Here is a 14,397-nt window from a genome sequence, read left to right as displayed (position 1 = left end):
TAACTATAAATGTATAAGACATCATATCACTCAATACATTAATCAACATCGGCACCTCCTATAAATTTTCTTCCCACTTCACTTTCTATGTAATCCTGTGTATCTCCAAAGAATTTAATTTTTTTCTTCAAATGAAGTATCTTATTAGCATTGTTTATAGCAAAATTTATATCATGAGATACCATTATAATGGTTATTCCGTTGTTATTTATCTCTTTTATCAGACTATACATCTCACGGGTCACAGTTGGATCTAGTCCCGTTATAGGCTCATCAAGAACAATTATTTTTTTAGTGGCACAAAGAGCTCTAGCCAATAAAACCCTCTGCTGTTGCCCACCAGATAGCTCTCTAAATGATTTTTTCTTTATATTTTCTATATTAAGAGATTTAATCATCTCATTAGCTAATTTTTTATCTTTAGAAGAGTAAAATGGATTCATCCCCCTTGAATTCAAGCATCCAGATAAAACCACCTCATACACAGACGCTGGAAAATCCTTTTGGGCCTGCGTTTGCTGAGGTAGGTATCCTATTTCATTTTTATTCAAGTCATCACCGAAAATAATTTCACCTGATTTAATACCTTCAAGCCCTAATATAGTCTTCACTAAAGTACTTTTACCAGCTCCATTTTCACCGACTATACACAAATAATCTCCCTCTTCTATAGAAAACGAAACATCCTCTAATACTACTCTATTTTCGTATTTTACACTAAGATTTTTGCATTCAATTTGACTCATTTAAAATATTCCTTTCCAATTAAAAATTACTGCAATGCTACCTTAAGAGTTTCTATGTTTTCCCTCATCAAAGAAACGTAAGTAACACCCTTTTCGAAGTCCTGTTGACTGACATTATGAACAGAATTCAAGCACATAGTTTTTGTGTTTGTTTCCTCTGCTAAAGTATTAGCAACTTTTTCATTGCTTAGCTCAACATGTAGTACAACTGGTATATTCTCCTCTTTAATAAAATCGATTAAATACGAAATTGTATCTGCTGATGGCTCCATTTCATCACTACATCCAGGAAACGCAGCCTTATAATCAAGCCCATATTCTTCTACAAAATACTTAAACGGAAATCTATCTCCAAATACTAAAGTTTTTCTCTTAGCATGCTTTACTATATCTCTAATTTGCATATCTATATCGTCTATTTCTGATATATATTCTTGTGCATTTTTACTATATGTTTCTTGTTTTTCCTCATCTAATTCACATAAAACTCTTTCTATCTTCTCGATTATTTTTATTGCATTTTTAGGCGATGTCCAGACATGCTCGTCATATTCAATTTCTGAAGAATGTTCGTGATCAGAATCCTCATGATCCTCGTGAGAATGTGTGATAACACCTTCAAGACCAACAGTTTCATCTTCCTCTATTAAAGTTACACAATCCTCTAATTTCACAAGCTTTGTCTTACTAGTATCTAATGAATCCAACATACCTTCTACCCATTCATCATTTTCTCCACCTGTATATATGAATAAATCTGCATTCTCTATCTTTTGTATATCTTCAGGTGTAGGCTCATATGAATGTGATTCTACCCCTGGCTTTATAAGCATACTTATATCGGCTTCATCTTTAGCTACAGCTCTTGCAAAATCATATTGCGGAAATGAAGTCACAACTATTTGCAGTTTGTTATCTTGGTTTATCACAGCTTCCTTCTTTTTTATTCCATTTTCAAAAATTGCTCCCACCGCAAATAATATAGCTACTATCAATATAACAATACCTATTTTTTTCTTATTCATTTTTTCCTCCTATTTTATTTAAACACTTTTTGCATGTTCCATAAAAAACAGTCTTTGAGCTATCTATCTCAAATCCATGATTTTCATATAAATGTCCTTTTAAATCATTTAAAAAGTTGCAGTCTAAATGATATAATTCACCACAAACCTTGCATTTTAAGTGAAAATGATTATGACATTTTTGATTTTCATCTATGTATTGATAACATGCACAAATTCCCTTTTCAACTGTATATTTTCGAATTACACCCTTTTGCTCTAACTCATCCATATATCTATAAGCAGTAGTTTTCCCTACTGGAGAATGTACTTTTCTTGTATATTCTATTATTTCATCGACTGTTACATGTCTATTTTTATTATTGACTAAAAATTCAAGTATTAACTCTCTTTGCTTAGTTTTATATTTTCCTCTATTACTAATATTCAATTAGCTCCTCCTCACCTTCGATTAAAATTTCATAAAAAAATAGTTATCTGAAAACGAAACTGGTTTTCTATTTCATTTTCAGATAACTATTATATACCTTGACTATTTTAGTGTCAAACTTTTAAATAAATTTTTATATCTTAACCATAAAAAATACTTGTAACAAAATAATTCATTACAAGTATTTTTATAATCTAACGTTCGTTATATATTAATTTAATCTTACTCTTCTTCAACATTTTTAGCAGCGCCAATTGGTTTCATAGTTGGGAATAATATTACGTCTCTTATTGATGCAGAATCAGTAAGTAACATAACAACTCTATCTACACCTATTCCTAATCCACCTGTTGGAGGAAGACCTACTTCTAGTGCATTTATGAAATCTTCATCCATATCACAAGCTTCGTCGTCACCTAATTCTTTCTTTCTTAATTGATCTAAGAATCTACCTTTTTGGTCGATTGGGTCATTTAATTCAGAGAATGCATTAGCTAATTCCCATCCATTTGCGAAAGCTTCGAATCTGTCAGTTAATCTTGGATCTTCTTTGCTTCTCTTAGCAAGTGGAGATATTTCAACTGGGTGTTTAGTTATGAATGTTGGTTGGATTAATTTATCTTCACCAAATTCTTCAAAGAACGCACTTATAACTTCCCCTCTTCTCATTCCTGGAGTTATTTCTATGCCTTTTTCTTTAGCTATAGCTAAAGCTTCTTCGTCTGTTTCTATTTCGTTAAAGTCTACACCTGAGTATTCTTTAACACAGTCTATCATAGTCATTCTCTTCCATGGTGGTTTGAAGTCTATTTCTTTACCTTGGTAAGTAACCTTAGTGCTTCCTGTAGCTTCTTCTGCCATGTAAGCTATTAGGTTTTCAGTTAATTCCATTATATCTTCATAGTTTGCATATGCTTGGTATAATTCTATAGTATTAAATTCTGGATTGTGTTTAACGTCCATACCTTCATTTCTGAATATTCTTCCGTATTCATATACTTTGTCAAATCCACCTACTATAAGTCTCTTTAAATATAATTCTGTTGCTATTCTTAAGTACATTGGTATATTTAATGTATTGTGGTGAGTTACGAAAGGTCTTGCATTAGCTCCACCAGCTATAGTGTTTAATACTGGAGTTTCTACTTCTATGAATCCTCTTTCGTCTAAGTAATTTTTCATAGCTTTTACAGCTTTATTTTTTATTAAGAAAGCTTCTTTTACTTCTGGATTTACTATTAAGTCTACATATCTTTGTCTGTATCTTAAATCTGGGTCTTTTAATCCATGGAATTTTTCTGGTAGTATTTGTAATGATTTAGATAATAATACTATACTTGCTGCTTTTACTGATATTTCTTCTCTTTTTGTTTTGAATATAGTACCTTCAACACCTATAATATCACCTATATCATATGTCTTGAAGACAGGGTATTCTTCTTCACCTATAGCGTCTTTTCTAACGTAGCATTGTATTCTACCTTGAGAATCTTGTATATCTATAAATCCAGCTTTACCTTGGATTCTTTTACTCATAATACGACCTGCTATTCTTACAGTTTGACCTTCTTTAGCTTCGAAGTTATTTTTTATGCTCATTGAATAATCGTTTACATCGTATTGTGTTTGTTCAAATGGGTTTCTTCCCATATCTATAAGATTTTGTAATTTATCTCTTCTTACTTGTAATACTTCACTAAGTTCTTCTTGTGTTTCTATGTTCTTTTGTTGATTTTTGCTCATTTGTTCCTCCCTCTTCTATCTATTTATTTCTAAAACTTTGAATTTAACTACTCCGTCTGGTGCTTGTATTTCTATTTCTTCGCCTACTCTAGCGCCTAATAGTCCTTTTCCTACTGGTGATTCATTAGATATTTTTCCTTCAAATGGATCAGCCTCAGAAGAACCTACTATTGTATATTCAACTTCTTCTTCAAAATCGTAATCATATAATTTAACTATTGAACCTGCAGTTACAATGTTAAGGTCTATTTGGCTTTCATCTATAACATCTGCATTTCTTAATTTTTCTTCAAGCTTTATTATTTGTTCTTCTAATTTTGCTTGTTCATTTTTAGCTTCATCATACTCAGCATTTTCTGATAAGTCCCCAAAGCCTATCGCAATTTTTAATCTTTCTGCAACTTCTTTTCTTTTTACTGTTTTTAAGTATTCTAATTCTTGTTCAAGCTTGTCATAACCCTCTTGAGTAAGTAATTCTTTTTTTTCCTCCATAATTTAACAACTCCTTTTACTTTCTATTTCTAATAAATTATAATTTTCCTTATATTTATTGCTCTCTTCTGTTCGTTCTAACTAATTTATGCGGTATATTATAAGTCACTAACGTGATTGTGTCAAGGATAACTCCCTTAACTTCATTATTACACCTTCACTATCAGTTAATTTATTAATTTCATCTCTATATCTAGCTGAATTTTTTAAACCTTTTATATACCAACCTATATGCTTTCTCATTTCTCTAACAGCTACATATTCTCCATGCTCTTCAACTGCAAGCTTCATATGTTCTATCGCTGTGTTTATTTTTTCTTTAGCAGTTGGCTTAGGTAAAATCTCTCCTGTTTCCATATAGTGATTTATTCTATTAAATATCCAAGGGTTTCCTTGAGCGCCCCTACCTATCATTATAGCATCACAATTTGTTTTTTCTAACATATTTATTGCATCTTCTATTTCAAATACGTCTCCATTTCCTATTACAGGTATAGATATAGCATCCTTTATCTCTTTTATTATATCCCAATCTGCCTTGCCTGAATAATATTGTTCTCTAGTTCTGCCGTGTATTGCCACTGCACTTATCCCAGATTGTTCAGCTATTTTAGCTATTTCAACTGCATTTATACTTTGATCATCCCAGCCTTTTCTTATTTTTAACGTCACCGGCTTTGTAGAATTTTTTACTACAGCCTTCATGACCTCTTCTGCTAATTTAGGATTTCTCATTAATGCTGAGCCATCACCGTTTTTTACTACCTTAGGTGCTGGGCATCCCATATTTATATCTAGTATTTCATTTGGATGAGAATTTAGTATTTCAGTTGCTCTTCCCATATACTCTGGCTCTGAACCAAATATTTGAATCGCAATTGGGTGCTCTTCATCTTCTATTTTAGTCATTTTCTTAGTATTTTCATCATTATAACAAAGCGCTTTTGCATTTATCATTTCTGTATAAAGCATTCCGCAGCCCTTTTGCTTACATATCAATCTAAAAGGAAGATCTGTTACTCCTGCCATAGGAGATAGAAAAACCCTATTATCAAGACTTACATTTCCTATGTTCATCCTCGTGCTCCTTTATTTAAAAGTTTTATTAATTGCTTTAATTCATTATTAACCACTTCTAATATATTATTACAAAAAATTAAAATATACTATATTCTTTTTGATAAATTTTAATTTTTTTTAATTTATTCCTTAAAAAAGACCGCCCCTTTATTATCGAGACAGTCTTTGAATTTTTATTCTTTATTTTTTTCGTATATAAGCTTTAGTCCTTCTAAAGTTAAATCCTTATCTATATAATCTATGCTATCAGTTTCTGAGTCTATAAGTGTTGCAAGACCACCTGTTGCAATAACTTTTACATCGTCACTACCTAGCTCTTTTTTTATCATAGAAATTAACTTTTCGACCATTCCTGCATATCCGTAAATTATACCAGCTTGCATTGCTGATACTGTATTTTTACAAATTGTCATTCCTGGCTTAGTTAATTCAACTCTAGGTAATTTAGATGCTTCGTGGAACAATGCTTCACTTGATATTTTAATTCCTGGACAAATTGAACCTCCAAGATATTCTCCTTTTTCTGATATTGCACAGAACGTAGTGGCTGTACCGAAGTCAACTATTATTAATGGAGAACCATATTTTTCTATAGCTGCAACTGCATTTACTATTCTGTCAGCCCCAACTTGCTTTGGATTGTCGTATTTTATATTTAGTCCAGTTTTTATTCCTGGTCCTACTATTAATGGCTCAACTCCACAGTATTTTATACAAAAATTTTCAAGAGAATGCATAACATCTGGAACCACTGACGATATTATAATATTTTTTACCTCTCTCATATTTATCTTATGATATTCAAATAAATTATTTATTAATATACCGTATTCATCTGAGCTCTTTTGATGATCAGTATTTATTCTCCAACTGTTAGTTAATGTATCATCTTCATAGATACCTAAAACCATATTTGTATTTCCAACGTCAAATACTAATAGCATTTATATAAACCTTCTTTCTATTTTTTGCTTTTTCTAATCATTGCTACTGCAACTGCTGCTACTAAAATACCTGCTACTATAGCTTCTGGTATACCATTAGTCGCACATATTGCTAAAATATATTTACCAGCGTTTCCTGCTTGTCCAATTGCTTGCATATATTTTTCTGCATATATGATATAAATTAACCCCATAACTCCTACTGTATTTGTAAGAGAGCCTATAACACCTGCAACAAATCCAGATACATAAACTTTTTTGCTTATTTTATATATTAATGTATATACATAATATGCAACTACACCAATTAATATTCTTGGTAATACTGATATAACTGGATTCATAAAACAAAATGATGTAATTGTAGGTTCTGTGAATGCTTTAAATAGACTTGTTAAACCGAATATTAAACCCACTGCTGCTCCAACTAGTGGACCTTCTATTACTGCACCTATAATAACAGGTACATGCATTATAGTTGCTTTAACTGGTCCAAGTGGTATATAACCAACAAAAGGAATCATAGATAATACAATTGATATTGCTGACAATACAGATATTACTGCCATTCTTCTAACATTTACTTTTCTTTGTGCTGATGCTTGCACGTTCATCATAATATTAACCTCCGTTCCAGCTCCTTTGGATGCCGGACTTCTAAAATTATTTTGTTACATTTTTTACCCTTTATAGTCAGACTCCTCTTTTGAGAATGCCTGCTGTAACAAATCAATTTTATCAGCAGGTACCTATATTGTCAACAATCTTACATTTTTTTTGTTATTTTTTTATCTTATTCATAAATATTTTTTATGATGTACATTTTTGATGTTATATCAAAATAGTTTCATAACCTATCAAACATTAAGCTTTATTTAACCATTATTTCAGCATGTAATTCATTATATGAAGGTATTCCATTAATTTCTTTTGCATTTTTTATGGCGTTTATTATACTTTTTTCCATAACTTCAACTGCAATAGAGCCTATTAGAGTTAAATCTGCACCTGTTTCTATCTCACCTGTAGCCATAGTAAATATAGTATCTCCATCGTGAGGAGTATGAATAGGGAATATAGCTCTTGCATATCCATCATGTGCCATTTGAGATATTTTTTTACATTGAGCTTTATCTAATTTCGCATTAGTAGCTATAATTCCGATTGTGGTATTGTCTATACTGAAGCCACCTTTTGTTACACCTTGTTTCATAAGATTGTAACTGTTTAGAAACTCTGTTTTATTGTCATTTAATGCACCGGCGATTACATTTCCATTTTCATATACATCACCTAGTGCATTTACTGCTACTAGTGCAGATACTACTATTCCGTTGTCTAATTTTATAGAATAGCTACCTATTCCGCTCTTAGTTACAAACTCTGGTCCTCTTATTTTTCCTACTGTAGCTCCACATCCTGCACCGTAGTTTCCTTGTTTCAAAGTAGTTTCGCTAGCATTTAAACAAGCTTCATAGCCCATTTTTTTATCAGGTCTTATTTTATAATCTCCTACTCCTAAGTCAAACAATACTGCTCCTACTACTATAGGAACATTACACACACCTGAATCAAATCCTATATTTTGTTCTTCTAAATATTGACTGACTCCGCATGTACTCTCTAATCCAAATGCAGAGCCTCCTGATAGAACAACTGCGTTTACCTTTTGTACTGTATTTACTGGATCTAACAAATCTGTTTCTCTAGTACCTGGTGCAGCGCCTCTTACATCTACACCACAAGTAGCACCTTCTTCACATATAACTACTGTACATCCTGTAAGCGCTTCTTCATTTTGTGCCTGTCCTACTTTTAGACCTTTTACATCTAATATATTATTATACATAGCCCTTCACTCCTCTTATTGAAATTTCTCCTGACATTATTTCTTTTATTTCACCATTTCTATCTCTAATAATTAAATTTCCATTATCGTTTATATCTATGCATTTTACCAATTCTTTTTTATTATTTTTTATAATATATATTTCTTTGTTTATTATAGGAGAATATTCTCTGCATATATCTATAGTAGCCTTCCTATCTCCATCTAAAATATATGCTTTATATAGTTTTTCAAATTCTATGCAAAATTGTCTAACTATATCTACTCTAGATATTCTATAACCTTCTTTATATAAAGAAGTAGCCTTATCTTTAATTTCATCTGGAAACTCAAGTGTTTTTACATTTATTCCAGGCCCAACAACAACATAATTTACTCTTTCCATCTCAGCAGACAATTCTGTCAATATACCACATATTTTTTTATTATTAACTATGATATCATTAGGCCACTTTATAGAAGCCTCTACTCCTAATTTTCTTAGTGCCACAACTATACTTGCACCTGCTACTAAGGTAAGAAAAGGAGCCTTATAAGGTTCTATTTTTGGTTTTATAATTAGACTCATCCAAATTCCTTCTCCCGGAACTGATTCCCATGTTCTACCTAATCGTCCCTTTCCTTTAGTTTGTTCCTCGCTGATTATCAATGTGCCTCCATTTACCTTATTTCCTATTTCCTTTGCATAATCGTTAGTCGATCCTACAGTATCGAGATGAATTACTTTTTTTCCTATACATTCAGTCATTAAATTATGCGTTATATTTTCTGATGATAGTATATCATTTGGTTTTTCGGCTAATCTATATCCTTTTCTATTTACAGATTCTATATTGTATCCTTCTTCTTTTAATGCCTTTATATGTTTCCATACTGCTGTTCTAGATATTCCTAATTGCTTAGACAGTTGTTCTCCTGATATAAAATTTTCTCCACTATCTAAAATAGCTTTTATTACTTTTTCTCTCATAAATCCACCCCTTTTTGTATATATTATATTTTATATTAAAATAGGAAAATTGGATATAAAATTTAAGGCTGTTACAAAATGCCTGTAACAGCCTTTAAAAATTATTCTTCTTTTTTATCTAAATCTTCTTTATCTGATTGTGAATCAGTATCTTCTTTAGATAAATCCACTGTAGTATTTTCTGTTTCATTATCTGAATCAGATTTATCTATGTATGGATTTTCTATTTTTTTAGTTATATCTACTTTAGTAGCTTCTTCTTTAACTGGTTCAGCTTCATCTTTTTTATCTAATAGACTAACATCTTCTAAAGGAAGCTCCTTATTAAATGCTTTTACAAATTGATCTGCGTCTAAAGTTTCATATACTAATAATCCTTTAGCTACATAATCAAGCTCGTCAGCATAATCAGTTAATATCTTTCTACATTTTGCATATGCAGTTTCAACTATGTCTCTTACTTCCTTGTCTATTTCGTAAGCTATTTCTTCAGAGTAATTCTTTTTAGTTGAAATTGAGTTTCCTAAGAAAACTTCTTCATCGCTATCACCATATACCATAGGTCCTAATTTTTCACTCATACCATATTTAGTAACCATAGATCTAGCTATCGAAGTAACTCTCTCTAAGTCGTTAGATGCACCTGTAGATATGTCATCCATAATTAACTCTTCAGCTACTCTACCACCTAAAGCCATTATGATAGTTTCTTTCATTTCATTTTTAGTACCATACATTTGGTCTTCTTTTGGAAGAGGTTCTGTAAATCCTCCAGCTCTACCCCTTGGAATTATTGTAACTTGGTGAACTGGACTTACATGCTCTAGTACATGCATACAAATCGCATGACCTGCTTCATGATAAGCAGTAAGCTTTCTGTCTTTTTCGCTTATAACTCTTGATTTCTTAGCTACCCCTACCATAACCTTTGTTATAGCTTCTTCTATAGTTTCCATATGGATTTGTTTTTCTTTCTTTCTAGCTGTAAGTATTGCAGCCTCATTCATTATGTTTTCTATATCTGCAGGAGTAAATCCTGGAGTTCTCTTAGCTAATACATCCATTTTTACGTCTTTTGCAAGAGGTTTATTTTTAGAGTGAACTTTAAATATAGCCTCTCTACCTCTGACGTCTGGAGCCCCTACTACTATTTCTCTGTCAAATCTACCTGGTCTAAGTAATGCTGGGTCTAGTATGTCAGGTCTATTTGTAGCAGCCATTATGATTATACCTTGGTTGACACCGAAACCATCCATTTCAACTAGAAGTTGGTTTAATGTTTGTTCTCTTTCATCGTGTCCTCCACCAAGACCTGCACCTCTTTTTCTACCAACTGCGTCTATTTCGTCTATAAATATTATCGCTGGAGCATTTTTCTTAGCTTGTTCAAATAAATCTCTAACTCTTGATGCACCTACCCCAACAAACATTTCAACGAAATCAGAACCACTTATTGTGAAAAATGGTACTCCGGCTTCACCGGCAACTGCTCTTGATAAATAAGTTTTCCCTGTTCCTGGAGGTCCTACCATAAGTATACCTTTAGGAATTCTGGCACCTAATTCTATATATCTCTTAGGATTTTTAAGGAAGTCAACAACTTCACTTAAATCTTCTTTTTCTTCTTGAAGGCCTGCTACATCTTTAAATGTAACCCTTGTCTTTTCATCATCCTTATGAACTCTAGCCTTTGATTTACCGAAGTTCATAACCTTTCCGCCTCCACCTTGAGACTGATTCATAAATAGGAACCACATTATTACCATAAAGAATATTAATAATAATGTCGGTAACATTTCTATATACCAAGGATTAGATGGTTTAGCTTCTCCACTAACTACTAATTTATTTTGCTTAGCTTGTTGTAATACTTCATTTGCAAATTCATCACTCATAACTTCTTCTGGCATGTAAGATTTAAATTTTTTCTTTGAATCCTTTATAACACCTTCTACAGAAGTTGAATCTACAAAGTGTATTTCTGATATATTTTCCTCTGTTAAATACTCATATACTTGAGAAAATTTTAGCTCTTGTACTGTTTCTGTTGGTGTACCAGCAACTTCTACTATTGTCACAATTATAATTAAAAGTAACAAATAAAAACCTGCTCCTTTTAAGAATTTGTTCAACAGAAGCCCTCCTTTCATATGTTGATTTTATTTTAAAGCTTTTTAAAGCAAATTTTTAATACTTGTTTTGTCTCTTCATTCACTTTAAAGTTTTCACTTACTCTGTAATTCCCAACACAAATTACATCTTCACTATCTACTAATATAGGGATTCTACTTCTTTCTTCTTTTGGAATTTTCATGTCAATAAATAAGCTTTTTAATTTTTTGTTACCCACAGAAATTGTTATTTTATCCCCAGGTTTTCTACTTCTTACAATCAAATCCCCTTTTATTTTGTCCAAATCAAACCATCTGTTGCTTTTGTTTTCTTGTTTAGATAGATTGTATTTTCCTATACCCATAGTTTCAGCTTCTACAAGCATGCCTAATTCTTTTATTTTTACAAAGCCATTTTTAGGTACTTTATAGCAAAATTCAATATCTTCACTAATTATTTCCTTCACAGTAATTATTATACTATTTTTCTTTCTATATACAAATAAACCTCTAGGAAGATTTAATTTTTTGCCGATTTTTTTCTCTGGCTCTAACTCAATAATATCTAAAATATGCTTTTGATCGATAAAATTAGTATCTCCTAAAACATATTTTATCGCATATCTAAGAACTCTATATTTTATTGCATTATGTAAGTTTATAAACAAATCCACAGCAATATCCACACTGTCATCTGAAACTATACATATTTCTTCAAATTTCATCAATGCATTTTCTTCTATATAATCGCTATCTTCTTTTACGCTGTTGCTCATTCTAACGATAGACTTGATTACATTTGAATTAAAATTATCTTGCATATATGGAAGAAGTTTTAATCTAATTTTATTTCTTGTGTAGATTGGATCTAGATTAGTTTTATCTATTCTTGGATTTAAGTTGTATTGTTCACAATAAGCTTCTATGTCTTTTCTTTCTATATCCAATAGAGGTCTTATTATAACTTGATCTCTTATATATTCAATTCCTCTCAAGCCTTGAAGCCCAGTTCCCCTCATAATGTGCATAAGTACTGTTTCCGCTTGGTCGTTCATGTTGTGAGCAATAGCTATTTTATTAGCATGAGTTCTCCTCATTATTTCATAAAACATATCGTATCTTAGCTTTCTAGCGCCGTCTTCAATAGATAATTTATTTTCTTCACAGTATTTTGGAACATCAATTGATCTCACAAAATACTTTATACCCATTTCCTCACAAAGCTGTGTAACATATAAAGCATCCTTTTGGGCTTCTATACCTCTAATTTGATGATTTAGATGAGCAGCATAAATTTCTATATCAAACATTTCCTTCAATCTATTTAATATATGTAGAAGACAAACTGAATCAGGACCGCCAGAAATCCCCAAGACAATTTTATCTCCCTTTTCAATAAGATTATGTCTATTTATTGTATCAAGTACTTTTTGAAATATCATATTCTATCCCTTTTATAAATAATTTTTAATTTATTAAATGAATTCTATAAAATTAACTATTATAAAAATTATTTTTATATCCTTTCAAGCAAAATTTAATTTTATAATTGTTTATATATCTTCTATAAAAAAATATCAAGTCCTTGTATCTTTTTATATATTAAATAAAATTAACTATATTTAAACTATAATAAATATAATAACAAATAAACTAAACAAAAGGTAGTGTTTTAACTACCTTTATTTAATATAATTTTCGATATTTATAAAAATAAAACCTATCTCTAATATTATATCTAATTTTTTATTTATTAGACTAATTATTTTTCTTTAATTTTTATATTAATTAAATTTCTTCCTGTAAACATATCCATTATTTTTATATCATAATCTATATCTATAGAAATATTACTCTGATCGTCAAATATAGAAAGCTCTTTTGTGTGATTTTCTATAACAAACACTCCTTGTGGAGTCATGTATCTAGATATATCTGTATTTCCTACTTTAAATACTAAAGTAGAATTTAAAGCTCCATATCTCTTTATAGTTACTTTATCCTTTTCTATTTTTAAAGAAGTTGTCGTCTCTTCGCCATCTTGAACCTCTTTATACATGACATACTTGTGATCCTTCTTTTGATATAAAGTTCCAGTTGCATTTGATTTTATAATATTTTTTTCGCCTAATTCATTAAACTGAATTGTTACTATATTTATATTAACATCCATAATATCCTCCCAAATCTATTATCTGAAGATTATTAAATTAATTTATATCGCTTAAATATCTATCAATAAACACATTTCTCTAAAATTGTATCAAAAAGAATTATATCAGTTATAATCTCTATTATCAATTAAAATATGCCCCTTTCATAGCAACAAATTTACATAAAATACCCGCTATGAAAAGAGCATTATTTATAATAACTAACATTATCTAGCAAAAACATGATTTCCTATTCTTAAATGCGGATTTAATGTATTAATCCAATTACAAGTAGATATATCTGGATTCCAAAAGTAAATAGCATTATTAGTAGGATCATTTCCATATAAAGCCTCTTTTGCAGCCTTATACGACTCTTCTGTAGGTTTGACACTTATAGATCCATTTTTTACTACAGAAAAAGCATTTTTTTGATATATTACATCCTCTATAGAATCTGGAAAGCGTGAATCTTGTACTCTATTTAAAACTACAGCCGCAACAGCAACCTGTCCTTGGTAGCTCTCACCTCTAGCTTCAGCCGCTACTAATTTTGATAATAGATACAATTGATCATCATTTAGATTTACAACTTGTTTTTTACTTTCATTATCTTCTTGGCCTTTTTTTTCGATAACAGTCATATTATTTCTAGAAAAATACTCATTAAAATTTTTTACCTCTAAAGTCTTATAATCTAAACTTTTTTTACTTGTATTTTTTAAATTATTATTTACCTTTACTCCATTAGATTGTGTAGATTCGACTTGTTTAAATAAATAACCTATATTAATTAAATTTAAAGCTTCAACCTTATAAACAAATGTAGCACTAACTATTATAAAAATAGATAT

At 30.6% G+C, this 14,397-nt stretch carries 14 protein-coding genes; all 14 read right to left on the bottom strand.

What is annotated here, in order from left to right; genetic code table 11:
* Positions 1–38 precede the first annotated feature (38 nt).
* Positions 39–746, bottom strand: a complete 708-nt coding sequence (locus tag SPD90_RS05585) for a metal ABC transporter ATP-binding protein (protein WP_320924579.1) — start codon at positions 744–746, stop codon at positions 39–41.
* A gap of 26 nt (positions 747–772) precedes the next feature.
* Positions 773–1,771 carry a metal ABC transporter substrate-binding protein gene (locus tag SPD90_RS05580; RefSeq protein WP_320924578.1) on the bottom strand — a complete coding sequence of 333 codons (999 nt, stop codon included), beginning with the start codon at positions 1,769–1,771 and terminating at the stop codon, positions 773–775.
* A complete protein-coding gene (locus tag SPD90_RS05575; protein ID WP_320924577.1) occupies positions 1,764–2,201 on the bottom strand; it encodes a Fur family transcriptional regulator in 438 nt (145 codons plus the stop codon). Before SPD90_RS05575 ends, SPD90_RS05580 begins: the two co-directional genes overlap by 8 nt.
* A gap of 222 nt (positions 2,202–2,423) precedes the next feature.
* Entirely contained in the window at positions 2,424–3,944 is a 1,521-nt protein-coding gene (gene lysS / locus SPD90_RS05570; protein ID WP_320924576.1) for a lysine--tRNA ligase, read from the bottom strand.
* A gap of 15 nt (positions 3,945–3,959) precedes the next feature.
* A complete protein-coding gene (greA, locus tag SPD90_RS05565; RefSeq protein WP_320626396.1) occupies positions 3,960–4,436 on the bottom strand; it encodes a transcription elongation factor GreA in 477 nt (158 codons plus the stop codon).
* A 108-nt stretch (positions 4,437–4,544) separates the two neighbouring features.
* The gene (dusB, locus tag SPD90_RS05560) at positions 4,545–5,513 is read right to left on the bottom strand and encodes a tRNA dihydrouridine synthase DusB (protein WP_320924575.1); all 969 of its coding nucleotides are present in this window, start codon (positions 5,511–5,513) and stop codon (positions 4,545–4,547) included.
* Positions 5,514–5,689: 176 nt separating this feature from the next.
* The gene (locus SPD90_RS05555; RefSeq protein WP_320626394.1) at positions 5,690–6,460 is read right to left on the bottom strand and encodes a type III pantothenate kinase; all 771 of its coding nucleotides are present in this window, start codon (positions 6,458–6,460) and stop codon (positions 5,690–5,692) included.
* Between the two features lie 17 nt (positions 6,461–6,477).
* Complete coding sequence (locus SPD90_RS05550) at positions 6,478–7,077, bottom strand: ECF transporter S component (protein ID WP_320623904.1); 600 nt, start codon at positions 7,075–7,077, stop codon at positions 6,478–6,480.
* A 254-nt stretch (positions 7,078–7,331) separates the two neighbouring features.
* The gene (locus SPD90_RS05545) at positions 7,332–8,309 is read right to left on the bottom strand and encodes a P1 family peptidase (protein WP_320623903.1); all 978 of its coding nucleotides are present in this window, start codon (positions 8,307–8,309) and stop codon (positions 7,332–7,334) included.
* On the bottom strand, positions 8,302–9,279 hold the full coding sequence (locus tag SPD90_RS05540) for a biotin--[acetyl-CoA-carboxylase] ligase (protein ID WP_320623902.1): 978 nt from the start codon (positions 9,277–9,279) through the stop codon (positions 8,302–8,304). The genes SPD90_RS05545 and SPD90_RS05540 overlap by 8 nt, the downstream gene beginning before the upstream one ends.
* A 101-nt stretch (positions 9,280–9,380) precedes the next feature.
* Positions 9,381–11,411: an ATP-dependent zinc metalloprotease FtsH gene (ftsH, locus tag SPD90_RS05535; protein ID WP_320924574.1), complete on the bottom strand. Its 2,031-nt coding sequence runs from the start codon at positions 11,409–11,411 to the stop codon at positions 9,381–9,383.
* A 32-nt stretch (positions 11,412–11,443) separates the two neighbouring features.
* The gene (gene tilS / locus SPD90_RS05530) at positions 11,444–12,832 is read right to left on the bottom strand and encodes a tRNA lysidine(34) synthetase TilS (protein WP_320924573.1); all 1,389 of its coding nucleotides are present in this window, start codon (positions 12,830–12,832) and stop codon (positions 11,444–11,446) included.
* Between the two features lie 320 nt (positions 12,833–13,152).
* A complete protein-coding gene (locus SPD90_RS05525; RefSeq protein WP_320623899.1) occupies positions 13,153–13,563 on the bottom strand; it encodes a DUF1934 domain-containing protein in 411 nt (136 codons plus the stop codon).
* A 207-nt stretch (positions 13,564–13,770) separates the two neighbouring features.
* Positions 13,771–14,397: cell wall hydrolase (locus tag SPD90_RS05520; RefSeq protein ID WP_320924572.1), on the bottom strand; the 627-nt coding region annotated here is incomplete at its 5' end.

The organism is Intestinibacter sp. (assembly GCF_034113885.1).
Taxonomy (GTDB): domain Bacteria; phylum Bacillota; class Clostridia; order Peptostreptococcales; family Peptostreptococcaceae; genus Intestinibacter.
Note: the sequence above shows the minus strand (reverse complement) of the source record. Positions and strands in the feature narration are given on the sequence as shown.